General features: G+C 65.0%; 20 protein-coding genes and 2 pseudogenes. 12 read left to right on the plus strand and 10 right to left on the minus strand.

Annotated features, from left to right (window positions below; all coding sequences use genetic code 11):
- Positions 1-109: 109 nt before the first annotated feature.
- The 9 genes and pseudogenes from ACQB61_RS21840 to ACQB61_RS21880 all read right to left on the minus strand — a co-directional run bounded on the left by ACQB61_RS21840 (position 110) and on the right by ACQB61_RS21880 (position 9,806).
- Complete coding sequence (locus ACQB61_RS21840) at positions 110-952, minus strand: PaaX family transcriptional regulator C-terminal domain-containing protein (protein WP_430514626.1); 843 nt, start codon at positions 950-952, stop codon at positions 110-112.
- 13 nt (positions 953-965) lie between these two features.
- Positions 966-1,367: a type II toxin-antitoxin system VapC family toxin gene (locus ACQB61_RS21845; RefSeq protein WP_430514535.1), complete on the minus strand. Its 402-nt coding sequence runs from the start codon at positions 1,365-1,367 to the stop codon at positions 966-968.
- Positions 1,364-1,597, minus strand: a complete 234-nt coding sequence (locus ACQB61_RS21850; protein WP_019966649.1) for a type II toxin-antitoxin system Phd/YefM family antitoxin — start codon at positions 1,595-1,597, stop codon at positions 1,364-1,366. Before ACQB61_RS21850 ends, ACQB61_RS21845 begins: the two co-directional genes overlap by 4 nt.
- A 211-nt stretch (positions 1,598-1,808) precedes the next feature.
- The gene (locus tag ACQB61_RS21855) at positions 1,809-3,536 is read right to left on the minus strand and encodes a ShlB/FhaC/HecB family hemolysin secretion/activation protein (RefSeq protein WP_430514536.1); all 1,728 of its coding nucleotides are present in this window, start codon (positions 3,534-3,536) and stop codon (positions 1,809-1,811) included.
- A 21-nt stretch (positions 3,537-3,557) separates the two neighbouring features.
- Positions 3,558-4,631, minus strand: a complete 1,074-nt coding sequence (locus ACQB61_RS21860) for an MBG domain-containing protein (RefSeq protein WP_430514537.1) — start codon at positions 4,629-4,631, stop codon at positions 3,558-3,560.
- A 266-nt stretch (positions 4,632-4,897) separates the two neighbouring features.
- Positions 4,898-5,167: a hypothetical protein gene (locus tag ACQB61_RS21865; RefSeq protein ID WP_430514632.1), complete on the minus strand. Its 270-nt coding sequence runs from the start codon at positions 5,165-5,167 to the stop codon at positions 4,898-4,900.
- Between the two features lie 3 nt (positions 5,168-5,170).
- Positions 5,171-5,275, minus strand: a pseudogene (locus ACQB61_RS21870) (GLUG motif-containing protein); the annotation flags it as partial.
- Positions 5,238-8,618 (minus strand): beta strand repeat-containing protein, encoded by a 3,381-nt coding sequence (locus tag ACQB61_RS21875; RefSeq protein ID WP_430514538.1) that lies wholly within the window; start codon positions 8,616-8,618, stop codon positions 5,238-5,240. The pseudogene ACQB61_RS21870 and the gene ACQB61_RS21875, both read right to left, overlap by 38 nt.
- 195 nt (positions 8,619-8,813) lie before the next feature.
- Entirely contained in the window at positions 8,814-9,806 is a 993-nt protein-coding gene (locus ACQB61_RS21880) for a LacI family DNA-binding transcriptional regulator (protein ID WP_430514539.1), read from the minus strand.
- Positions 9,807-9,976: 170 nt separating this feature from the next.
- Here ACQB61_RS21880 and ACQB61_RS21885 point away from each other — a divergent pair, with 170 nt between their 5' ends.
- From ACQB61_RS21885 to ACQB61_RS21905, 5 genes are all read left to right on the plus strand, one after another.
- A complete protein-coding gene (locus ACQB61_RS21885; protein ID WP_430514540.1) occupies positions 9,977-11,053 on the plus strand; it encodes an ABC transporter ATP-binding protein in 1,077 nt (358 codons plus the stop codon).
- Between the two features lie 45 nt (positions 11,054-11,098).
- A complete protein-coding gene (locus ACQB61_RS21890; protein ID WP_430514541.1) occupies positions 11,099-12,061 on the plus strand; it encodes an ABC transporter substrate-binding protein in 963 nt (320 codons plus the stop codon).
- 3 nt (positions 12,062-12,064) lie between these two features.
- Positions 12,065-13,789: an ABC transporter permease gene (locus tag ACQB61_RS21895; RefSeq protein WP_430514542.1), complete on the plus strand. Its 1,725-nt coding sequence runs from the start codon at positions 12,065-12,067 to the stop codon at positions 13,787-13,789.
- Positions 13,777-14,877 carry an MBL fold metallo-hydrolase gene (locus ACQB61_RS21900; RefSeq protein WP_430514543.1) on the plus strand — a complete coding sequence of 367 codons (1,101 nt, stop codon included), beginning with the start codon at positions 13,777-13,779 and terminating at the stop codon, positions 14,875-14,877. Before ACQB61_RS21895 ends, ACQB61_RS21900 begins: the two co-directional genes overlap by 13 nt.
- A 99-nt stretch (positions 14,878-14,976) precedes the next feature.
- Positions 14,977-15,507 (plus strand): dual specificity protein phosphatase family protein, encoded by a 531-nt coding sequence (locus tag ACQB61_RS21905; protein WP_430514544.1) that lies wholly within the window; start codon positions 14,977-14,979, stop codon positions 15,505-15,507.
- A gap of 390 nt (positions 15,508-15,897) precedes the next feature.
- On the opposite strand, the gene ACQB61_RS21910 is transcribed toward ACQB61_RS21905, so the two are convergent.
- Complete coding sequence (locus tag ACQB61_RS21910; protein WP_430514545.1) at positions 15,898-16,077, minus strand: type II toxin-antitoxin system CcdA family antitoxin; 180 nt, start codon at positions 16,075-16,077, stop codon at positions 15,898-15,900.
- Positions 16,078-16,304: 227 nt separating this feature from the next.
- Between ACQB61_RS21910 and ACQB61_RS21915 the strand changes: the two genes are divergently transcribed.
- The 7 genes and pseudogenes from ACQB61_RS21915 to ACQB61_RS21945 all read left to right on the plus strand — a co-directional run bounded on the left by ACQB61_RS21915 (position 16,305) and on the right by ACQB61_RS21945 (position 23,431).
- Positions 16,305-16,805 carry an RNA polymerase sigma factor gene (locus ACQB61_RS21915; RefSeq protein WP_430514546.1) on the plus strand — a complete coding sequence of 167 codons (501 nt, stop codon included), beginning with the start codon at positions 16,305-16,307 and terminating at the stop codon, positions 16,803-16,805.
- Positions 16,806-16,825: 20 nt separating this feature from the next.
- Entirely contained in the window at positions 16,826-17,836 is a 1,011-nt protein-coding gene (locus ACQB61_RS21920) for a FecR family protein (RefSeq protein ID WP_430514547.1), read from the plus strand.
- A 340-nt stretch (positions 17,837-18,176) separates the two neighbouring features.
- Positions 18,177-19,082 carry a TonB-dependent receptor plug domain-containing protein gene (locus ACQB61_RS21925; protein WP_430514548.1) on the plus strand — a complete coding sequence of 302 codons (906 nt, stop codon included), beginning with the start codon at positions 18,177-18,179 and terminating at the stop codon, positions 19,080-19,082.
- On the plus strand, positions 18,983-20,575 hold the full coding sequence (locus tag ACQB61_RS21930; RefSeq protein WP_430514549.1) for a TonB-dependent siderophore receptor: 1,593 nt from the start codon (positions 18,983-18,985) through the stop codon (positions 20,573-20,575). Before ACQB61_RS21925 ends, ACQB61_RS21930 begins: the two co-directional genes overlap by 100 nt.
- Before the next feature lie 44 nt (positions 20,576-20,619).
- Complete coding sequence (locus tag ACQB61_RS21935) at positions 20,620-21,513, plus strand: ABC transporter substrate-binding protein (protein WP_430514550.1); 894 nt, start codon at positions 20,620-20,622, stop codon at positions 21,511-21,513.
- A 26-nt stretch (positions 21,514-21,539) separates the two neighbouring features.
- A pseudogene (locus ACQB61_RS21940) lies at positions 21,540-22,931 on the plus strand (iron chelate uptake ABC transporter family permease subunit); the annotation flags it as partial.
- 134 nt (positions 22,932-23,065) lie between these two features.
- Complete coding sequence (locus ACQB61_RS21945; RefSeq protein ID WP_430514551.1) at positions 23,066-23,431, plus strand: iron chelate uptake ABC transporter family permease subunit; 366 nt, start codon at positions 23,066-23,068, stop codon at positions 23,429-23,431.
- Positions 23,432-23,881: the final 450 nt, after the last annotated feature.

Genomic DNA, 23,881 nt, shown 5'->3' on the forward strand with positions numbered 1-23,881 from the left:
AGAAAAGTCACTTTTTCATGATTTTTGTGATGCTTTTGGATGTGAAGATTTTTCTTTTTATATTTCAATTGGTTATTTATTTTTAAACCAACCAGCCCCCTCTCGCCGTTCAGGCCATCACCGGGATCCGGCTGATGCTCTCGGGCGTGCGCGCAGGCAAGGGGCCGTCCGTGCCTTCCAGATGGGCGGCCACGTGCCGCTCCGTGCCCGGTGTCAGCGCCAGATAAAGCCGGCGGAACAGGCGGCGTGCCTCGCCGCCGTTCCAGTTTGCCGGAAGGGCCGCCGGCGGCAGACGCGGGTCGCGCAGCAGCACATGGCGGTAGGCATGCACCAGCAGCAGCCGCGCGGTCAGCGCGTCCTCATCGGCAAGGCGGCAGCCGCCCTCATCCGCCACCGCCAGCAGCGGCGAAAAGCTGCCGATAAACTCCGCATAGCCGTCCTGCAGAGCGGAAAGATCCCAGAAACCGGCGAGCCTTGCCGGGTCCGCAACCTCGCCCGCATGCAGCACAAGCGCGCCCGGCGGCGGCGATTGCCCCCGGTCCGGGCGGATGAACACCGGCCCGCCCATATGCCCCAGCCGCAGGCGGCGGGCGTCGTCCGGGCTCAGGTCCGGCGCATGGATCACCTGCCAGCCCCGCCCCGGCTGGTCCGGCCCGTAGAGAAGATCCGCAGCCTGCTGGAACTCCGCCCTTGCCGCCTCCGCCAGCCGGTAATAACTGCGCCGCCCGATGCGCTCCCCCGCCAGACGTTCCGCAGCGACGAGACGGGAGACGGCGGTGCGCACCAGCGATTCATTGATCCCTGCGCTGCCACAAAGCTCGATCAGCGTGCCCGTCCACAGCACACCGCCGCGCGGCACGGCAATGTCGCCGTAAACCGTGACGATAAATGCCGCCGCATTCAGCCGCATCTGCTTGAGAACCTGCGCAATCTCTTCGCCAGCCCCGTCCACACTCAAAGCCCCGTTACCACACACGCCCAAGCCAACCCGGCTCTGCGGCCAGTCCATCAAACGCCGTATCTGCCGACACAAGGACCATGCCGCGTGTGATCGCAGCTGCTCCGATGAAGCGGTCGAAGGGGTCGCGGTGCGACCATTCGAGCGTTGCCGCCAGAAGGCAGGTTCCGGCGCAAACATCTAGCAGCCGTGCGCCCTGTTCCTCGGCGAGGGCCAGCAACTGGTGCAGGAACGGCGCCATTTCGGGCCATTTTCCAAGCCGGACCTTCTGACCGATTTCAAACAGGCTAATGGCGCTGATCGATACGGTTTCCGCAGCCTCAAGTGCGGCAACGACCGTTTGCGGCAGGCGTGGGTCCGCCGTCAGCGACCATGCCCAGGCGTGGGTATCAAGCAGCAGATGCTTCACTCACGCCCCTCCCAGAGCGCAAGCTCGTCCTCTGCCAACGGCTCGAAGAAATCTGGGCCAGCTCCCGTCAGCTTGCCCTTCAGCAGACCCGTCCTGAACGTGGTCTGGGGGATCGGCACAAGGCGCGCAACAGGGCGCTTGCCCTTGGCAATGATAACCTCTTCGCCTGCCTGCGCCGCCTCGATCAGCTTCGACAGGTTGGTTTTGGCGGCATGAACGGTCACCTGCATTTCCCTGCCTCCTTGGCCAGTTTTAAAACATGACTAATTTAGCTAATATATGTCAGGCACTGGCTTCCGTCCAGTTCGGACACCGCCCGCCATGATGCATCTGCTCTTCGGGGAGGGGGCTGATATGCCGTGCTGGGGTGAGCGGATTTCAGGCTTTCCCCAAACCGCAAGCGGAGGGGGCATGACCGGCAGCCCAGCCCCCTGCCCGCCCTCAATACTTCAGCGCAAGGCGGAAGTTGATGCGGTCTTCAGGCTTTTGCTGGCGGGCGCCGCCGCGGGCATATTCGAGGCTGAGGGAGCCGGAATGTGCCGTGCCTTTTTGCGACAGGGCCACGCGCAAACCCGCACCAAAGGCGCCTGCGCTGAGATATTCCTTTTCCACTGCCGACGGCTTTTCCAGCTTCACGAAGCCTCCGGCCGCGAACAGATACGGCATCACAGCCGAGCCCAGATCCGGCAGCATGGCGAAGGACGGCAGCGTGACCGGAAGGCTCACCTCCGAGCGAAGGGCTGCGCCGCTGTCCCCCTGGAACTGGCCGCCGCGATAGGCCGACACCCAGTCCGCCCCGCCAAGGCCGAACTGTTCCGAGCTGACCAGCGCCGCCCCGAAGGACGTCTGCGCCTTGGCGGCCAGCGACACATACACCCGGCTGTCCAGCAGCGGCTGGGTGTAGTTTGCTGTCACTTCCAGCTTGCGGAAGTCTGGCTTTGCCCCCGAGCGCGTCAACGGAAGGGCCGCTGTGCCCTGACGCGCGCCAAGGCCATCGAGGCCGAAGGAGGCGGTGACGCTGCCGTTCAGCCGCCCGTTCCACGGCAGGAAGGCATCGCCCGTCTGCGTCAGCCGCAGCACCCGCAGCCGGTCTTGCGAGAAGTCCGTCCGCGATGTGCCCAGGTCCAGCTTCAGCGTTTCCTGCGCCACATCAAGGGCGAGGATCGAGCTGGTGTTGAGATTGCGCGAGCGGATCCAGTTGTAGCCCAGACGCGCCGAGAAGCGGTCGTAGCGGTCCAGCATGGTGAAGGGCAGCTCGGACTTGGGATGCGTGCGGCTGTCCACCGCCTCCACATTGACCCAGGCCCCGGTGCCGCCCAGCGGCACCGTCACGCCGGCAATCAGCTGCCGGTTGCGCGGATCATTGCTGAAGGCCCCGCCATCCAGCCCCGGATAGCCGTTGGCTCTCAGATAGGCCGTCTCGCCGAAGCCCAGCAGGCTGTTGAAGTCAACGCCAAGACCTGCCGTATAGCCGCCCAGATCCTTGCCCGTGCTGTTGTCCATCGTCACCGTGGTGCTGATGGCGTCATGGCGGCCATCGACGACGATCACCGTGGTGCCGGGCTGCGAGCCGGCCTTCAGCGTCGAACGCAGGATCAGGCCCGGCGTGTCACCGGCCAGCAGCAGGCGGCGCTCCAGCTCGGCCTGCGTCACCCGCGCCTTGCCGGAAAGCGGCGCGATCACCGCCCGCACGTGGCCCTGCACGCGGGCGGGCAGCGCCGAAACATCCACCGCCTCGATCTGGCCGTCGGTCACCACAAGACGCAGCGGCCTGCCGTTACGGATCGTCTGCGGCGGCAGGCTGACACGCACCAGCACGTAACCGGCGCGGGTGTAGGCCTCCTCAAGACGGCGGGCCGCGGCGAAGAGATCGGCACCCGTCACCTTCTGCCCCTTGAGCGAGGCTTCGATGGCGGCGGTCTCGGCGGCAAACTCCGGCCAGCCGCCCTCCACGATCAGCCCCGAGGGCGTGACGCTCAGCTTCTCCGCCCCTGCGGGCGCATCAACTCCAGTGGACCCGGCCAGCGAAACCCCGCCTTCCGCCGGGCGGACAACCGGCGGCGCATAGCTCGGCTGCGTCAGCTGGCTTGCCGTCTGGCCCTGCGCTGCACCGGCAAGAACCACAGACCCCACCACAGCAACGGCAAACGGCTTCATCATCTTTGTCATCGTCTTCATCGCCCGCCGGGATTACTGAGTGGAGCAGTTGACGGCCACATTCGGCCCGAGGGCGCAGAACGAAGCACTGATACGCAAGTCTTCGGTTGTCATCTCACTGCCGCCAGCTTCGCCGCCGGGCTGGGAACCCTGCCCCGTTCCGGATGGTCCGGCGGAGTAGATGATCAGCTGCGGAGAGTATCCGCCCGCCTGCATGGAAGGCGCCAGCGGATTGCTCTGCGTGGCCTGCAGGCTGAATATCGGATTGGAAACAATCGTGACAACCGGGGGGCTCATCACAGGCGCCACCGGGTTGCCGGAAGGAGGAACTGGAACCGGGACTGGGACTGGGACTGGCACAGGCGCAGGAGCCGCCAGCACGGTCAGCGTGCCGCCCACATAGGTGAGGTCATAGTTGCCCGAAGTCAGGCCGGAGGCTGTCAGCGTATAGCTGCCAACATTCACCGCCCCCTGCGAGGTTCCGCCAAAGGAGAGCGAGCCGCCCAGAACCGAGGCCGTCTCGTTGTTGACGAAACCACTATAGCTCAGGCCGTTGCCGCCGCTGTAGGCCAGACCGTCATAGGTCTTCGTGGCATCATTCGCCGTCACCGTGAGGCTCGCCCTGCCCACAGTCAGCGCGCCCGCAACATAGGTGAAGTCATAGTTGCCCGAAGTCAGGCCGGAGGCCGTCAGCGTATAGCTGCCCACATTCACCGCGCCCTGAGACGTGCCGCCATAGGAGAGCGTGCCACCTAGAACGGAGGCCGTCTCGTTGTTGACGAAGCCACTGTAGCTCACGCCGTTGCCACCGCTGTAGGCCAGACCGTCATAGGTCTTCGTGGCGTTATCCGCCGTCACCGTGAGGCTCACCTTGCCCACAGTCAGCATGCCGCCTGTGTAGCTGATCTCGTAGTTGCCCGAAGTCAGGCCGGAGGCTGTCAGCGCATAGCTGCCCGCATTCACCGCGCCCTGCGACGTGCCGCCATAGGCGAGCGTGCCGCCCAGAACCGAGGCCGTCTCGTTGTTGACGAAGCCACTGTAGCTCACGCCGTTGCCACCGCTGTAGGCCAGACCGTCATAGGTTTTCGTGGCATTTTCCGCCGTCACCGTGAGTGCGGCCTTGTTGATCGTAAACGATCCGGAGCCCGCGCCATAGCTGATGTCATAGCCATTCTGGCCTGAGTAAAGCCCCGACAGCAGCAGATTGGTGTAGGTGCCGGCATTGGCGCTGGAGGTGGTGTAAACCGCCGTGCCAAGAATTCTCGACGCGTCGTAATCAGCAAGGCTGTAGGTGAGCGAGCCCGCGCTGCCGCTGCCGGCCGTGCCGTCATAGGTTTTGCTGCCGGTTGCCGTGCTACCGATGGTGATAGCGGTCAGGAAGCTGCGCAGCAGGGGCCGGTTTGCCCTTCGTAGATGCGCCAGACCGAGACCGAGCCGCCCGTATTCGCAATGTCCCAGCCTGCATCATCAAAGGTTGCGAAGCTGGTCATCTGAGCCGTGGTCAGGCCGGTGACGCCGGATGCGGAGGCGTTGCTGCCAACGCCTTGGGTCTGTCCGGTTGTTTCCGTGTTGAAGAAGGAGGCGGAAATGGTTCCACTCGTCATTTCCCCGACAAGGCCACCTGTGTTGGTTCCGCCGGTCACAGCCCCCGTTGCATAGGAATTCGAGATCGTAGCTAAACTGAGACCAATCAGGCCGCCCGTGCTGCCGCTGCTATTGGTTACCGTTCCCGTCGCGTAGGAATTGGAAATCGTCCCCCGCCACTGCCAACAAGCCCCCCACGCCGAGGGAGCTTCCTGAAACGTTGACGGTTGCGTAGGAATTGGAAATCGTGCCGGACGGACTATAGCCAACAAGTCCTCCGGTACGGATACCCGTTCCGGAGACAGACCCCGCGGATGACGACCGGGTGACCGTTGACCCGGAATTATAACCAAGAAGCCCACCCACATTCACCGCGCCGCTAACGTCCCCTTCCACGGAAACATCAGAGATCGTGCTGTTATCAGCACGCCCGGCCAGAATGCCGGACTGGTTCTGTCCCGTTATGGACGCCTGCGTCAGGCGAACATTCCGGAGAGCGGCGCCAGTGCCCACATAGCCGAAAAGACCTACGCCGGCAGTCGTGGGCCGGTTAAGCGTCAACCCGCTGATCGTGTGACCGCCGCCGTCAAAAACGCCAGCGAACCGGCTGGAAGTGCTGACCCCCACCGGCCTCCAGCCGCCCACGCCCCAGATGCCGGAGGCATTGTAGGTCTGGCCCTGCGCGTTGGTGCCGCTGGCATCCAGATCCCGGGTCAACAGGTAGGAGCCCGAGAGGTTGGTGGCCATCAGCGCAAGCTGGTTCATGTTCGAGATGGTGATCACCCCGTCCGCATTCACCGCCGCCGCTTCCGAGCGCAGGATGGGCCGCATCTCAGCGGACTGGTACCAGACAGTCGAGAAGTTCCAGCCGGTGTAGTTGGAGGCCACGCGCGCCTGCGCCGTTGTGCGGCCGGTGACACCGGAAACAGCGTGATTGTTGCCTACACCCTGGGTCTGGTTTGTGGTCTCAGTGTCAAAGAACGTATTCGTAAACACGCCAGTATTCAGGGTGCCGACAAGTCCTCCCGTGCCGCTGCCCGCGCCGTTTGTGGTCACGGTGCCGGATGCATAGGCATTGGTAACAGATCCACTGTCCATATTGCCAATCAGCCCGCCAATGGCCGAGCCACTGCCAATCACGACACTCGTCGCATAGGCATTGCTGATTGCACCGGCGTTGTAGCCCGCAAGGCCGCCAGTGTTGTCCACGCCGATCACATCTGCGGCTGCATACACTGAGCTGAGAGAACCGTTGGCGGAATTATACCCCACCAGCCCTCCGGTATGGCTGCCTGAGCCTATCACCACACCTGTCACATAGGCATTGCTGATGACACTGCCGTGCGCCCCAGCCAGGCCACCAACATAACTCTTACCGCTGATATTCACGCCGGTCAGGCCGACGTTCCGGATAATGCTGCCATCACCCGCGTGGCCAAACAGACCAACGAAATCTGCCGTACTGCGATTGATTGTCAGACCGGAAATCGTGTACCCGCCGCCATCAAATGTCCCGGTGAACCTGACAGCGCCGCTGTTCCCCACCGGCGCAAACCCGTCACCATTGTTCCAGGCTGCCGTACTGCTGGCGTCAATGTCCCGGCCAAGCGCATAGGTGCCGGAGAGATTGTTCTGCATGTTCTGCAGGTCATGCACCGTGTTGACCAGCATGTAGGCCGTGATCGTGGTGCTGGCGCCTGCGTTGGCGCTGTAATCCACCGGCGCCGTGTAACTGCTGCCGTTGACCGTGCTGCTGTCGTTGCCCGACGGATTGTAATAGAGCGACACACCACCCGGTGCGGTGGCCGTGACACCCTGCCCGAAGGTGACCGTGCCCGTGCCCGTGCCGGAATTGTCCGCCCGCAGCACGATGGAAGAGCCGGAGCCGCCAGCGAGATTGGCGTTTACGGCGATATCGCCATAGGCCGAGAGCGTCAGCTTCGAGCCACTCGTCCACGTCACCGCATCTGCAACGGTGATGATGCCCGCCTGCGTGCCCGCAGAGCCAGCCCCACCGGTGGTGATGGTGACATTGGCCGAATTCAGCGCTGTCACCAGGGTGTTGACGTTGATGACGCTGTCATCCCCCGTCGCCGTGGTGCCGGTGGAGTTGGAGGCCGTGCCACTGGAGATCGTGACGTTGTAGGGGTCGAGCAGCAGGTTGCCGAAGCCGCCGGGGCCGCGAAGGTCCGTGCGGCCTGTGTAGGAAAGAACCGCCTTGCCGGAGACTTCCGCCTCGCCGCCAATGCCTGCACCTGCGCCTTGCGCACTGATCAGCCCCGCGAAGGTGGTGAGGTCATCGGACCAGACCACCACCGTGCCACCGTTGCCGCTCTGCGTGGCGTCGGCGCGGATGATGCTGGCGGCATCAATGCTGGTGGTCTCGGCCCGCTGCGTGGTGCCCTTGCCCTGCCAGCCGCCGCCGATCTTCACCGTGCCGCCACCCTTGGCGCCCGAGGCATCAACTTGCGCGCCCTTCAGCGCCACCTTCTGGCCGGTGACCGTGATCTTGCCGCCCTTGCCGCTGGCGGACCTGGCCGCCGCCTTGCCGGAAACCGTGACCTTGCCGCCACTGCCCCCGCCGATCACGATCTCACCGTCGCGGCCCGAGATGCTGTTTGCCTCGACGGAGCCGGACAGGTTCACCGCATGGCGTGCCGCATTGCGGGCGGTGGCCGCCTTCATAACAACCGTGCCGCCTTCGGCGGAAATCTGCCCGCTGTTCTCAACCAGCGCGCCGTCGCCTTCCGCGCCCTCTGCCGTGGGCACCGCCACCTGAAGGAAGCCGTCGCCGGACAGGTCCAGCGTTGCCTGCTCGCCCGAGCCAAGCGCCACCTTGCCCATCGGCACGGCAATCAGCCCGTCATTGCGGACAGTGCCGCCGATCAGCGCCGCATAGCCGCCGCGCCCGATGGTGATCACGCCCTCGTTGCTGACCTTTGCCGACGATCCGTTGCCGGAGAACCGGTACTGCCCCTTGAGGAAATCCTCGTCCGACATGTCCAGCGTGGAAGCCACAAAGCCGCCGCCCGCCGTAACCCGGCCGGTCGGCGTGATGGTGATGCCATTGGGGTTGATCAGATAGACTTGACCATTGGCGTTGAGGGCACCGGCAATGGTGGAAGCGGTGGCGCCCGTGACACGGTTCAGGATCGCCGCAGAGGCACCCGGCTGAACGAAATTGACCGTATTGCCCTGCCCGATCGAGAAGCTGCCCCAGTTTACGATCGCCTGATTGCTACCCTGCGTCACCGTCATCACCGGCCCGCTGGAGCCGATTGAAACAGAACCGGCTGCAACCGAGCCATTCGTGGGCAGAATATTTTCCGCAAAGACAGGCGAAACACCGGAAACAACAAGCGACGCAGCCGTGACGCAAGCCGTCAATGCACTGAAATTGCATTTGTTAATATAGAAATACGAAGCAGAGGAAAGAAGAAGTCTCTTTGACGTACGATCTGCCACGCTTTCCCCCAGGACTAAAAATCCGAAAGATCCAATCTTGAGCACTGTTCGCGCAGATCTGGAAGAAAATCAAGAAGATGATCCGGCAAATCCAGGACCTTCACTCGCAGGGCATCCCAAGTTGTATTTTAACAACACATCTGCATAATCAACACCCATTGATATTGATAGATCAACGGTTGACCTGACCTGTACGGCCTCGGCCAGATTCCGTTGAGTCATACCCGTCGCGCGCTGGTCTCACACCGTCCCCCGCTCAACCAGAGTGACCGGGATCGACACGCGCCGGGATTCGGTGCCGCCGTCTTCTTCGGCCAGCAGCGTCAGAACGGCGGCCACCACATCCGGGGCGGATTGGCGGATAGTGGTGAGGTTGTGGGAGGACCAGGCAGCTTCCGGAATGTCGTCGAAGCCGATCACGGACACGTCCTGCGGCACGGATACGCCCATTTCAAACCGCGACGTGTTGAGAAAGCCGAGGGCCGTGCGGTCGGTGGCGGCGAAGACGCCGTCAATAGCTGGACCTGAACCCCTCAACAGGCTGCGGGCCGCTTCACATCCCGCTTCATAGTTGCCGCGTCCGGCCACCCAGCGTTCGCAGGCGATCCCCTCTTCGTCCAGCCGCTCCAGAAAGCCCGCCGCCCGCCGCCGCTGGCTGGGTGTGTCCGCCCCGGAGCGCACCACGCAGAGCCTCTGCCGCCCCGCCGCCAGCAGGCGCTCTGCCGCCAGCCGTCCGCCCATGCGGTCGTCGGTCTCGATGGCGCCTGCCTCTACGTCTTCCATGTGGCGGTTAATGAGGATCATGCGCTGGCGGGCGCGCAGGCACTGGTCGATCAGCTCACGCGGCGGCGCGCCGGAGAGCACGATCACCGCCCGCACCCTGTATTCCAGCACCAGATTGAGCAGCGCCGTCATGTCCTGCGACGAGGCATTGAGCAGCAGCGCATGCAGGCCCTGGCCAATCAGCGCGGCGCTCAGGTCATCCAGCAGCCCGGCCACATAAGGCTCGTAGAAGCGCGCGCCGACAATCGCCACCATGCTGGAGCGGGAGGTTTGCAGGTCCTTGGCCAGCCGGTTCACCCGGTAGCCCAGCTCGTCCGCCGCCCGCAGCACCTTTTCGCGCACTGCTGGCGAAACATAGGCATCCGGCGTGAAAGTGCGTGAAACGGCGGAGCGCGACACTCCGGCCAGCTTGGCCACCTCGGCTGCGGTCACGAAACCGGCCTTGCGCATTCACCTCTCCCCACCTGCTTGCCAACTGGCAGCCCTGCCGGATTGCAACCTCTGGCCCCGTCATAAAACCGAAGCATAACAGCTGTAATGTGCACACGTGTGCAGATCAAGTTTTATCTGTGATCAAGCGCATCAACCAACTGGAATTACTCAACTTTCAGGATCGGCACGTGGCTGGAATCGAACTGACGGATATTGCCAGGAGCTATGGCGGCAAGCGCGTGGTGGACGGGGTGTCCCTGACGGTCAACGACGGGGAATTCGTCGCCATTCTCGGTCCCTCCGGCTGCGGCAAGACCACGATGCTGCGGCTGATCGCGGGCTTCGAGACGCTGGAAGCGGGCTCCATCCGCCTGGGCGGGCGCGAGGTTGCCTCCCCTGCCGCCAGCCTGCCGCCGGAAAAGCGCAACATCGGCATCGTCTTCCAGAACTACGCCCTGTGGCCGCACATGAGCGTGGAAGAGAATGTCGGCTATGCGCTGAAGGTCGCCGGTGTCAGCTCTGCGGAGCGGGCACGCCGCTGCCGCGAGGCGCTGGCAACCGTGGGCATGGAAGCGCTTGGCACCCGCGCCCCGTCGGATCTTTCCGGCGGCCAGCGCCAGCGCGTCGCCCTTGCCCGCTGCCTTGCGGCCAATCCGTCCGTGATGCTGCTGGACGAGCCGCTGGCCAATCTCGACGTGCATCTGCGCGCTTCCATGGAGCGCGAGTTCCTCGACTTTCACCGCCGCACCGGCGCCAGCATGATCTACATCACCCACGACCAGTCCGAGGCCATGGCCCTCGCCAGCCGCATTGCGGTGATGGAGGCGGGCCGGGTGATGCAATTCGGCAAGCCGCGTGAGCTTTACCGCGAGCCGCAGAACGAAATGGTCGCCCGTTTCATCGGCGGCGGCCTGATCCTGCCGGGCACGGATGCCACGCCTTCGGGCCGCGCAGGCCATGCCATGGTGGATATTTTCGGCCACCGGCACGAGGTGCGCGCCCGCTCCGGCCAGCAGCAGCAGGCAGCGGTCAGCATCTGCGTGCATCCGGGCGAGCTGGCGCTTGCGCCCACACCGGAAGACGGTTTTGCCGCCACCATCACCCAGGTGATCTTCCGCGGCTCTCACACACAGGTGGATTTCCACCCGCACGCCATGCCGGACCTGCCGCTGACGCTGCAGGCCCCCGGCGACTTCGCGCTGCCTTCCGGCAGCATCATCCATGTCCGGGCCGAAGACGGCTGGATCATTCCGGATGCGGGCTGACATGCCCCGCCCGGCTTTTACCCCCAAAGACGACAGGACCTGACCATGCGCCTTCTTTCTGCACTTGCTCTCATGCTGATGGCCGGCACGGCTCACGCCGAAACGCTGGTACTCTACACCTCCCAGTCGCCGGAAATTGCCCAGCAGACGGTTGACGCCTTCAAGGCGAAGAACCCCGGCATCGACGTGGAATGGACCCGTAACGGCACCAGCCAGCTGATGAACGTGCTGCGCGCCGAAATCACCGCTGGCGACGTGAAGCCGGACGTGCTGCTGGTGGCCGACACCATCAACCTGGGCCAGCTCAAGGCCGAAGGCCGCCTGATGGCCTATCCGGAAGCCAAGGTGGAAGGCTATGACGCCAGCACCTATGACAAGGACAAGATGTTCTTCGGCACGAAGATCATGTCCACCGGCATTGCCTATAACACCCAGAACGCCAAGCCCGTCGAGACCTGGGGCGAGCTGCTGAGCAAGGACAACAAAGGCCAGATCGCCGTGCCGAGCCCGCTTTATTCGGGCGCCGCGCTCAACCACATGCACAGCGTCGTCAACGTGCCGGGCATCGGCTGGGAGTTCTACGAGGGCCTCGCCAAGCTCGATATCGCCCCGGAAGGCGGCAACGGTCCGGCCCTGAAGGCGGTCGCAGGCGGCATGGCCAAATATGCAATCGTCGTCGATGCGGACGTGATCCGCGCCAAGGCCAAGGGCTCGCCGGTGGACTTCATCTTCCCGAAGGATGGCGTCTCCTTCATCACCGAGCCGGTGGCCATCATGTCCACGGCCAAGAACGTGGATGCCGCCAAGGCTTTCGTCGATTTCCTGCTGTCGAAGGAAGGCCAGGAGCTGGTGGTGTCACAGGGCAACCTGCCGATCGACGCTGGCCTCACCCCGCCGGCCGGTTTCCCCAAGCTTGAGACCATCAAGCTGCTGCCGATGGATGCGGACAAGGCCGTCGAAACCGACGCTGCCGCCCGCGCCAAGTTCACCGAGATCTTCGGCGGCTGAGGCATGTCCGACATCACTCTTTCCGCTTCGGGGGGCGCCGTCTGGCGCTCCCTTGCGCTCGGACTGGCTGGTCCTTGGCGGGCTGGCCATTCTCGTGGGGCTGCTCTCCTTCGCCCCCTCGCCCGCCTCGCCGTGACCGGTCTTGCGCCGGACGGGGTGGTGGATATTGACCGCCTGTCTTCGCTCTATCTCAAGGGCCGGGTGCTGACGGCGGCGCTCAATTCGTTGCAGGTCGCGGTTCTGTCCTCGGTGATCGCGGTTGCCCTCGGCACGCTCGCGGCCATTCTCACCGTGCACACCAACATGCGCGGCAAGACGGCCTGGATCTTCTGCTTCGTGCTGCCGCTAATGATCCCGCCGCAGGTCACCGCCCTTGCCTGGGTGCAGGCCTTCTCGCCATCGAGCCCGCTTCTGGGTGCGCTCGGCCTTGCCCTGCCTGCGGGGGCAAGACACCCACTGTTTTCCGCCACCGGCATCATCCTGCTGCTGGGGCTTTACAATGCGCCGCTGGTGTTCCTGACCGTGCGCGCCACCTTGCGCCGCATTCCGCAGAACCTGGCGGAGGCTGCCCGCGCTGCGGGAGCTGGAAACCGGCGCATGCTCTTCACCATCCTCCTGCCGCTTGCCCGCTCCGGCATCATGGCCGGTGCCGCGCTCGCCTTCGTCTCGGCCATCGGCAATTTCGGCATTCAGGCGATGCTGGGCATCCCGGCCCGCTTCCCGACGCTGATCACCCTCATCTACCAGCAGCTCAACAGCTACGGCCCCTCGGCTCTGTCCGATATGGCTGCGCTCGCCCTGCTGCTCTCCGCCCTCACCGTGGCAGGCCTCGGCCTTGCCGGGTGGCTGTCCCGGCGCGGGGATCTGCGGGTCGATGGCCTCGGCCAGCCGGTCACCTTCTCCCTCGGCAGGGGCCGCATTGTTGCGGAAGCCGGGGCGTGGGTCTTCCTTGCGCTCACCCTGCTGCTGCCGCTCTCGGCCCTCGTCACCACGTCACTGGTCAGCGGCTTCGGGCAGGAGCTGACGCTCGCCAGCCTGACGCTGGAAAACTACGCCAATGCGCTGGTGCACCATGCCTCGATCCGGGAAGCCTTCCTGACGAGCTTCGGCCTGACGCTGACAGCCACTGTGCTGCTGGTGGGGATGGCGGTGTTCCTCGCCTATTTCCTCAGCTGGCACAAAGGCCCGCTCGTGCGGCTGGTGCAGCTGGCGGCGGAGCTGGCCTATGCGCTGCCGGGCATCGTGCTGGGCGTGGCCATGATCCTCTTCTTCCTGAGGCCCCTGCCCTTCATCAACGTCAGCATCTATGGCACGGTCTGGATCATTCTGGCTGCTTACCTCTCCAACTTCGTCGCCCTCGCGCTGCGTCCGGTGATGGGCGGCTTTGCCCAGATCGAGCGCTCGCTGGAAGAGGCGGGGCGTGTGGCAGGTGCCGGGTTCCTCGCCCGGATGAAGGACATCATCCTGCCCATGCTGGCCCCTTCGGCCATTGCCGGCGGCATCATCGTCTTCATGACGGCGCTGAACGAGATCCAGGTCTCCATCCTGCTCGTCTCCTCCGGCGCACGCACCATCGGGCCGATGATCGTCTTCCTTGAGGAAGGCGGCTCCTCGACGCTGGCGGCGGCAGTTGGCTGCCTGATGATCGTTGTCATTCTGCTGCTGATGGGCACCGCCTCGCTGTTCTCCTCCCGCCTGCCGAAGGGAGCCCTGCCTTGGCAGAACTGAAAATCATCAGCGGCACGGGCGGCAAGCTGCCTGCAGCCTTTTTGCTGGAAACCTGCGGCCGCCGCATTCTGTTTGACCTTGGCGAGGGGCCCGAACCCGGCGTTCTGCCGGATGTGAGCCGTGCAGGCCCTGTGGATGCCCTGTGCCTCTCCCATGCCCATCAGGACCATGCCGGCGCCTTGCAACTGCGGGCAAGGCTGGGCAGCCCGCCGGTCTTTGCCACAGCGGAAACCTTCGCGCAGATCCCGCAAGCGGTTCTGCCGCAGGCCTCGCGCCATCTGCTGCCGCTGGCCGGAACAGCGGAAGTGGCGGGTCTCACCATCACCACGGGCCGCAGCGGCCATGCGCCGGGCGGCATCTGGCTGCATGTAGCGGCGGACTGCGGCTTTCTCTACATGGGCGACTGGACGCCGGAGTCCGGCCTTCTCGCCTTCGACCCGCCGCCCCGCGCCGCCTGTCTCGTCACCGACGCTTCCTATGGCGACCGGGACACCAGCCTTGCAGACCAGATCAGCCTGATGGCCGATGCTGTGCGCGGCGGCGCGGTGCTGCCCGTTCCCGCCGCCGGGCGCGGGCCGGAGGTGGTGCTGGCGCTGGCCCGTCAGGGATTAAAGCCCCGCGCCTGCCCGGTGGTGCTGACGGAAATGATGGCTCTGGCGCGGAGAGCAACCGGCATCTGCCACCCCGGCACACGGGAAGAGCTGGCATCCCTTCTCGAAAGTGCCGGGCGCAGCGGGGCCTATCAGCCCACGGATGTGATCGTCAGCACCGAGGCGAATGCGGAATCCGGCCTTGCCGCCAGCCTGCTGGCACGGGCGGACGAGGGCTTCCGTTTCGTCTTTTCCAGCCACGTGCCCCCGGCACACCCGCCGCTGATCTTCTGGCGCAAGACAAGGCCGAATGGCTTGGCTGGAATGTGCATCCCCGCCTGCGCGACACGCTCTGGCTTGCGGACCACACCCGCGCCTGCCATGTGGTGCCAGCCTTTGCCGCGCCCGAAGCGATGCCGAAACTCTCTGCCGCCCTTGGCAAAAGGCTGCACACTGGCCGCAGCCTTGTCTTCGGGCCCGAACTTGACCTGCAATTAGGACCGGTGCAGCCGGTCAGGAGATGGATATGACCCGCATGCCCCCGCCAGCGCCCTTCTGCCCGAAGAAGAAGAGGACCGCCTGCCGGTGCTGTGTGAAGTGGCGAGCGGCCTCGGCCCCCACGGCGCCAGCCTCTTCATCGGCAACAAGGTGGCGGCGGATGATCCCGCCCTGCTGCTGGCCGAAGGCGTCACCTCCACCATGAACCTTGCGGTCAATGTGGAGATGGCTCCCCTCGCCCTTTCCGATGGCACCACCATCCGCCGCACCCACATCGGCCTCATCGACGGGCCGGGCAACGCGCCGCAGCATCTTCTGGCGGGCGTCATGGCGCTGCATGGCATGCTGACGCAGGACAGCCCCGGCAAGCCGCATTACCCGCCCCACCGGCGCGGCCATGTGCTGGTGCACTGCCGGGGCGGACGCAGCCGCTCGGCCACCGTCATTGCGCTGTATCTGCACCTCGCTCTGCCGGAACGCTTCCCGGATTTCGATGCTGCGATCAACCACGTGCGCCAGGTGCGCGGCCTTGGCACCAACCAGCCGCAACCGGCCATGCTGGCCCTCGCCCGCGACGCCCTCACCCACCTCTCTACCGGACTTCGCATCTTCGCACCTGCGAAGTTTTGAGGGCGGGGGGATTTGCGGGATGGGACGGGCTTTCGTTTCCCTTCCCTTGAGGGCAGTGTTTGCATTGCACGCACGGAGGAGGATCTGGCCTTCCTTTTGCCGCAGCGCCCCTCTCCCCCTTGAGGGGGAGATGTCAGCGCAAGCTGACAGAGGGGGTGGCAGCGCTTCAACACGGCCGAACCTCTCTTACAAGCGGACAGGCAATTACCCCCTCTGCCCCTCAAGGGGGAGAGGAACTGGAGCCTGACTGGCAGTCCGTTACAAATACTGCCCCTCAAGGAGGAAGGGGGCTGAAACGCTGTGCCCAGTCGCCCACACTGCAGGCTTTCCCTAAAACGTCTTCGGTTTCAGGCACGGTGTGTGCATCCGGACAAACGCCAGGCCTTGGCATCAGAATTGCCGGTACTGGTCCAGCAGCAGACCGTTCTCTTCCACCCAGGCATTGGAGCTTGCAAGGGCCGCAGCATTCTCCCGGAGCCAGATTTCCGCACGCTCCCGAGCCTGAGCTTTCGCCTCTGGCTTGCCGCGCCCGGCATCTTTGTGCCCGCCTGACTTGATCGCGTCCGTCATCAGACATCCCTCACGCCGTGATCCTGCGGGATTCATATATCTATCTGAAGCCAACTGCGGCTGTCGGGCAAGGTGACAATTTAGCCATCCCGGCACCGCCCTTCAGTTCCTCATAAACTTGACTATTAAATACAAGTATTATACCCGTGCACGAGGGGCTGCCGGATCATTGCAGATGCCGGTTCCGATTTTCCCGCCGCGTCTGCGGCATGGGGTTCTTGAAGCGCATGCCGTCAGATCAGGATCAAATTGCCGCGCTGTACCTGTCCGAACGGGACCGGCTGCAACGGCAGATCAACCGCAGGGTTGGCTGCACGGCGACGGCCTGCGATCTGGTGCAGGACATTTTCATGCGCTTGTGGGAGCGCATGCCCCTGCGCTGCTGCGGAGATCCGGCCTATCTCACCCGCTGCGCCCGCAATGCCGCTGTGGACCATCTGCGCGCCGAAAAGACCCGCCGCACCTTCGTGGACGGCCTGCTTCCGGACCAGTATGCCCCCGCCCCCGCCACACCTCAGGACATTTTGCAGGCGCGTCAGGGGCTGACGGGCGTTGATGCGGCGCTGGCCGCCCTGCCGGAGCGCACGCGCCACGTCTTCCTGCTCAACCGCATTCATGGCAGAACCTTTGCCGAGATCGCCGCAGTGATGGAAATTTCCGAGCGCATGGTGGCAAAGCACATGGCCCGCGCCATGGCCGCCTGCCAGAGCTGCCTTGCTGCGGATTGAGCGGACGCGAAAGAACGCCGATGAGCCCTGCCCCTCCCACTCCGCCCGGCGAAGGCCCGGCCCATCGCACGGCACGGGACATTGAAGCCGAGGCCCGCGCCTGGTTCGTGGATCTGCTACAAACGCCGACCGCCCGCAAACGCGCCGAATTTGAAGCCTGGCGGCAGGCCGACAGCGCCCATGCCGAGGCCTTCCGCACCATCGCGCAGGCCTGGGAAGCTGCCGAAGCGCCGGGACGGCGGCTGGCGGAAGCCGAAGGCGAGGCGCTGGAACGCTATCTGCAGGCGATGGATGCCCGCAAGGCGCGGCGCCGGACAACACAGCGCCTCACGGGGCTGGCTCTGGCCCTGCTGGCGGTTCTGGGCGGGGCCATCTGGCTGGAGCGGCCGGAGCTTTTCGAGGACATGCGCGCCGATTACGTCAGCCCGCGCGGCAGCCGCACCACCATCACCCTTTCCGATGGCTCTTCCGTACTGCTGGATGCCGGCAGCGCGCTGGCCGAGGATTTCACGCCCGGCGAAAGGCGCGTGCGCCTGTTGCGCGGCACGGCCTTTTTCGATGTGGTGCGGAATGAGGCCCGCCCCTTCACGGTGGACGCCGCAGGCGCCGGCATCACGGTTCTGGGCACCCGTTTCGACGTGCGCCTGCAGGATGGCGGGGGCACCGTCACGCTGGATCACGGCAGCGTTTCCGTCACCGCCGAAGGCGCTGAGGCCGTGCTAAAACCGGGCGAGCAGGTGGACTTCGGGGAAAAGGGCGTCTCTGCGCCCCGCCCTGTGGATCTTGACGAGACACTGGCCTGGCGGAACGGGCGTTTCGTCTTCTACCGCGCCAGCCTCGGTTCGGTGTTGCAGGAAATCGGCCGCTACCGGCAGGGACGGATTCTCGTCACCTCCGATGCACTGGCCGGGGAACTGGTCAGCGGCAGCTTCTCGCTGGACGATACGGACGCAGCCCTCGCCGCCCTGCAATCCTCCGTCGGCTTCCGCATCACCTCAGTCGCGGGCCGGCTGACGGTGATCTCGCGGTAGATTGAGCCAGCCTTCATGGCGGCCTGAGTATGGAGGCGGGTGGAATTGACGAAACGGCTGGCTCCCGGCCAGAGCACGCCTCTCCGCCGCAAACACATTTCACCGCTCTGGAAATGAGTGGTTCCCGGATCTCCGCTTCGCTCCGTCCGGGACGACGCAGTGTGTGTGGCGGGGCAGCGCCCTCTCATCTGCCGCTGATCCGTCCCAACGCCGCCTCAAAAAATCAAAAAACGCATCCCGCCGGTTCATGAACCGCGCCGCTCATCCGTGAAGAGGATAGAGACACGGCAGGAAGGGGGCTTCCGCCGTGCAAAAGCCTTGAAAATTAAGGACAGGTAACATGGCGTTGAACGGGTTGGGCAAGTCGGGCGGACTGCGGCGGACGGGACTTCTTCTGGCGGCAACACTTCTGACCCCGGTGGCCATCATGACGGCGGGAACCGCAGAGGTGCGGGCGCAGGCCACGAGCCAGCAGTTCAGCTTCAACATTGCCGCCAAGCCGGTGCCGCAGGCCGTCAATGACATTGGCCGCATTACCGGGCTTGCCGTGGTCGTGCGCGAGAACCAGGCCATCACCCGCTCGGGCAACCCGGTGCGCGGCTCCATGACGGCTGCCGAAGCCCTGTCGCGCCTGTTGCAGGGCACCGGCCTTTCCTACCGCTTCAGCAACCCCGGCACGGTGCAGGTCTATGACCCTGCCGCAGCAGACGCAGGCACCAGCGCCACCGCCACCAGCGGCACCACACTGGACAAGATCCAGCTGCAGGGCGACACCAACGGCGCCACGACCTTCGTCGCCACCAACGTGACCGGCGCCACCAAGATGGACGCGCCGCTCATCGAGGTGCCGCAGTCCGTGTCCGTCGTCGGCCGCAAGCAGATGGAAACACAGAACGCCCAGAGCGTGACCGAAGTTCTGCGCTATGTGCCGGGCGTCGCCATCGAAACCTATGGCCCGGACCCCAAGGGCTATGACTGGATCATGATGCGCGGCTTCAATGCGCAGGCCACCAGCTCCTACATGGACGGGCTGCGTCAGGTTTCCAGCAGCTACAGCTTCTTCCGCACCGACCCTTACCAGCTGGACTCCGTTGAAGTGCTGCGCGGCCCTCCTCCGCGCTCTTCGGCCAGAGCGATGCGGGCGGCGTGGTCAACAAGACCAGCAAGAAGCCGACGGAAGAAGTCATCCGCCAGATCGCGTTCGACTATGGCAGCCATGACCGCAAGCAGGCTCAGTTTGACCTGAGCGGCCCGCTGAATGAAGACAAGACGGTGCTTTACCGCGTCATCGGCACGGCGCGTGATGCCAACACCCAGTTCAAGTATTCCGACGGCTCGAAGATCGGCGATGACCGGCTGATGATCGCCCCGGCGATCACCTGGAAGCCCAGCACGGACACCAGCCTGACCCTGAGCGGGCAAGTGCTGCGCGACGAGAGCGGCGGCACCATCATGCTGTTCACGCCGACGAACATCCTGCTGGGTGACCCGAACTTCAACCAGAGCGAACAGCAGCAGCAGACCATCGGCTACGAATTCGCGCATCGCTTCAACGACACATGGTCGGTGAAGCAGAATGTGCGCTACGGCCACACGGACTTCCTGCTCGACAACCTGTTCCTCTCGGGCATGAATTCCTCCGGCGTCACCCGCATCGCCCGCCGCTTTGACGAAAGCTTCGATGCCTTCACCGCCGACAATCAGGTGCTCGCGAAGTTCGACACCGGCCCTGCCTCCCATCAGGCGCTGATGGGCATCGACTACAGCTGGTCCGATGCGGATGTGAAGCGTTTCCAGGGGCTTGCCCCGAGCCTCAATCCGTTCAGGCCTGTCTATGGCGTGAACGTGCCGGTGCCCACCGCTGCCTTCATCAACTATTCCGAACGTTACCACCAGACTGGCCTCTACGTGCAGGACCAGATCAAGTTCGGCAATGGCTTCATCGCCACGCTTGGCGGGCGCTATGACTGGCTGAGCATGGACACCCACAACCGGCTGAACAGCACGACGACAAAGCTGGATGTCGGCCAGTTCTCCGGCCGTGCAGGCCTCAGCTATGTCACCGCCTTCGGCCTGGTGCCCTATGTCAGCTTCTCCCAGTCCTTCGTGCCGAATGGCGGCGTGGATGCGAGCGGCAATACCTTTGATCCCTCGCAGGGCAACCAGTGGGAAGCAGGCATCAAGTATCAGCCGCAGGGCTTTGACGGCCTCTTCACCGCCGCCTATTTCGACATCACCAAGAACAACGTGCTGAACTACCTCTCCAACGGCACTGCGGTGGCCACCGGCGAAATCCAGTCACGCGGTGTCGAGCTGGAAGCCCGGTTCAACGTCACCCGCAACTGGGATTTCACCGCCTCCTACACCTACACGAAGGCGGAAATCACCAAGGATGCGGCCTCCGGCAACGTCGGCAAGCGGCCCATGCTGGTGCCCGAGCATCAGGCCTCCGGCTGGCTGAACTACACCTTCACCTCCGGCGTGCTGGAAGGCGCATCGCTGGGCGCGGGCATCCGCCACGTGGGAGATGTGTTCGGCAACAACGCCAACACCTTCAGCGTGCCGAGCCGCACCCTGTTTGATGCCGGGGCGAGCTACCGCGTCAACGAGCACGCCAAGCTGCAGATCAACGCCACCAACCTGTTCGACAAGAAGTACTACACCACCTGCGACGCCAGCTATTCCTGCTATCAGGGCGACCGGCGCACGGTGATGGGCCGTCTGACCGTCGATTTCTGAGAAAGGCGCCCCTGCCGGATGACACTCCGGCGGGGGCTCATTGCATGCCGGACAGACGCACGCTGCTCAAAAGCGCCCTTGCCGCCGCCCTGCTGCCCTTTGCCGGACCGCCCCTCCGCGCAGATGGCAGGCGGCGGATTGCGGCTATCGACTGGGCAGCCGCCGAATCCCTCATGGCCCTTGGCCTGCCGCCGCTGGCCGTGGCCGACACTGGATATTTCAACCAGCGCATGCCGCAGGCCCTGCCGCCGGAAACGCAGGACATCGGCCCCTTCTGGGCCGTCAATCTGGAACTTCTCGACCGGCTGCGGCCCGACCTCATCTTCCTGGGTGCGCCGAGCCTGTTCATGACGCCGCTTCTCAAGGACATTGCACCGGTGGAAGTGGTGGCCGAGGGTGACAGCGGCGGGCGCTCTGCCGCCATCCTGTTCCAATGCGCCGCAGCCGCAGGCCTGCCGGACACCGCCGCAAGCGCGCTGCTGGCCCGGATTGCCAAAGAAACCCGCGCCCTTGCCGCCAATCTTGCGGAAACCCTTCCCGATGCCCCGCCGGTCTGCGTCCTCCTGCCCGACCAGAGCGGCGGGCGCGCCACGATCTACGGCAAGGGCAGCATGCCGGACACGGTGCTGACGCGCCTCGGGCTCCGCAACGGCTGGACGGGACCGGTCAATGCCAGCGGCTTCACGCAGGCCGGGATGGACCGGCTGATGCCGCAGGAAGATACGATCCTGATCCAGATCACCATCCCCTCGCTGGACGCCCAGACCGAACGGGCACTCGGCAACAGCCAGATCTGGCAGCAGCTTCCCGCCGTGCGGCAGGGGCGGCTGGCACGCATCAGCCAGTTTTATCCCTTTGGCGGCTGCCTGTCGGAGCTGCATCTCGCCCGCTCCGTTGCAAAGGCCGTTCTGGACCTGACGCGGGAGAGAAAATCCTGATGCCCGCCGCCGGCCTTTCCGCTGATATGCCGCCCCGTACTGTCCATCGTGCAGTCCTTCGTGCAGCTCTCCTCACCGGTCTGCTGGCCGCGCCTGCACTGGTGCTAGCGGGACTGGCCATCACCGGCACCTCCGATCCGCTGATCCTCACCTACAGCCTTCTGCCGCGCATTGTGGCGGCGCTGGTGGCCGGGGCGCTGCTGGGGCTGGGCGGGGCCGTGTTCCAGCGCGTCTTCAACAATCCCCTCGCCGAGCCGTCGCTGCTGGGCATCACCGGCGGGGCAGCCCTGTGCATGGCCGCAACGCTGGTGCTGGCGCCCGTCCTGTGGTCGCAGGGCTATCAGATTGTGGCGCTGGCCGGGGCGGGACTGGCCCTTGCCGCCGTGCTCGCCATTGCCTGGGGGCCTCATCTCAATTCGCAGAAGCTGGTGCTCGCCGGGGTGATGGTGAACCTTCTGTGCAATGCGGCCTATTCGCTGCTGGTGCTGTTCAACCACGACTTTCTCAGCAACCTTCTGACCTGGCAGGCCGGATCGCTGCAACAGAACGGCTGGGCCGCGCCGCTGCGGCTCACGGTTCTGGCGCTTCTCGCCATCATCCCCCTGTGGCTGCTGGAACGGCCCTTGCGGCTGCTGGCTCTGGGCGATGCCGGGGCCACAAGCCTTGGCTTGCCGGTGCGCATGGTCAAGCTGCTGATGCTGGGCCTCGTTTCCTGCCTCGCCGCCTGCGTGACGGCGGAATTCGGCCAGATCGGTCTCATCGGCCTGGCCGCCCCGGCCCTTGCGCGGGCCATCCGCCAGCGGGCGAACCCCGGCATTGCCACCTCCGCTCTCACCGGCGCGCTGCTGCTGCTCACAGCCGACCAGTGCATGCGGCTGCTGGCACCCTTTGCCGGAGATCTGCCCGTGGGCGCGGCGGCAGGGCTCTTTGCAGGCCCCCTGCTCGTGTTCCTCGCCCGCCGTGTCTCCGGCAGCGTGCCGTTGAACTTTCAGCTGCAGGCACCGCAGCGCAAGGCGGGCGCGCGCCTCCTGCTGCTGCTGGGCCTTGCCCTGACCCTGGCCTTTGCCGCCGCCCTTGTGATGGGCCGCGTGCCCGGCGGCTGGTCCCTTGCGCTGGACGGCGGGGAGCTCGCCCGCATCTGGCAATGGCGCCTGCCGCCGCTGCTCGGCTCGGCCAGTGCGGGCCTCTGCCTTGCCCTCGCGGGCCTGCTGCTGCAACGGCTGCTGCGCAATCCGCTGGCAAGCCCGGACCTGCTCGGCATCGGCCATGGCGCAGGCCTTGCGCTGGCGCTGGCGCTCGTCATCCTGCCCGCCGCCAGCGCCCCGGCGAAGCTTGCCGTAACGCTGACCGGCGCGGGGCTCGCCATGCTGGCGGTGACACTCCTTGCCCTGCGCAGCCGCTTTGATCCGGCACGCATGCTGCTGATTGGTGCAGGCATCGCCAGCACCGCCAATGCCCTGCTTGTGCTGGTGATGGCGGGCGGCGGCCAGCGGGGGCGGCGCTGCTCGGCTGGTTCTCCGGCATCACCTCGTCCACCAGCCTGCCGGTGGCCGTGGCTGCCGCTCTCACCGGCTGTGCCTGCCTTGCAGGCAGCCTGCTGCTCAGCCGCAGGGTCGATCTGGTGGCACTGGGAGAGCCTGCCGCCATCAGCCTCGGCGTGTCCGTGCGCCGCACCCGCATCATCGGCCTGACGCTCGCAGCCCTTGCCACCGCCGCCGGAACGCTCGTCACCGGCCCCGTCAGCTTCATCGGCATTCTGGTGCCGCATCTCGTCACACGCCTTGGCTTCCGGGGCACAGCCAGCGCCAGCATCGCCTGCGGCCTCACCGGCGCACTGCTGATGACGCTGGCCGAATGGGCCAGCCAGACGCTTGTCTGGCCCTGGCCCCTCTCCCCGGCCTCCTCGCCGCCCTCCTAGGCGGCCCGTACTTTCTCTGGCTCCTGCGGCGCTAGGCTTTACGCGCACCACCCCGGCATCAACTGCGCACCGGCAGAAAACAGGTGGCTCGGTTTGTCTGAACAGTTTCGAGCGTTTGGTTAGTTGGATTTCCGCCTCGATTATACCACCACCATCATCGGCGTCAGCGCGTTGAAGCAGGCGTGATCCGGTATCTGCCGGTCAAAGGATGAATGAGGGCGCCGGCTTGCGCAGGAGGTAGGGATAGACCTTGTGCCCCGGCGCTGGTTTCGACGTGTTCGGGCGACGGTAAATCGCCTCGGTACCCATCCTCTTCATCAGAGTGGCGGCGGTGCGGCGCCTACGAAACCCCGTAGGCGCCCAGTTTCCCACTGACTGTACCGCCGTCAAACCAAGTGCCTATTCGCTTACGCGGATCACAATATCGTCGCCATAGAGGCTGATTTGTTC

The organism is Pannonibacter phragmitetus (assembly GCF_050510895.1).
Taxonomy (GTDB): Bacteria; Pseudomonadota; Alphaproteobacteria; order Rhizobiales; family Stappiaceae; genus Pannonibacter; species Pannonibacter phragmitetus_B.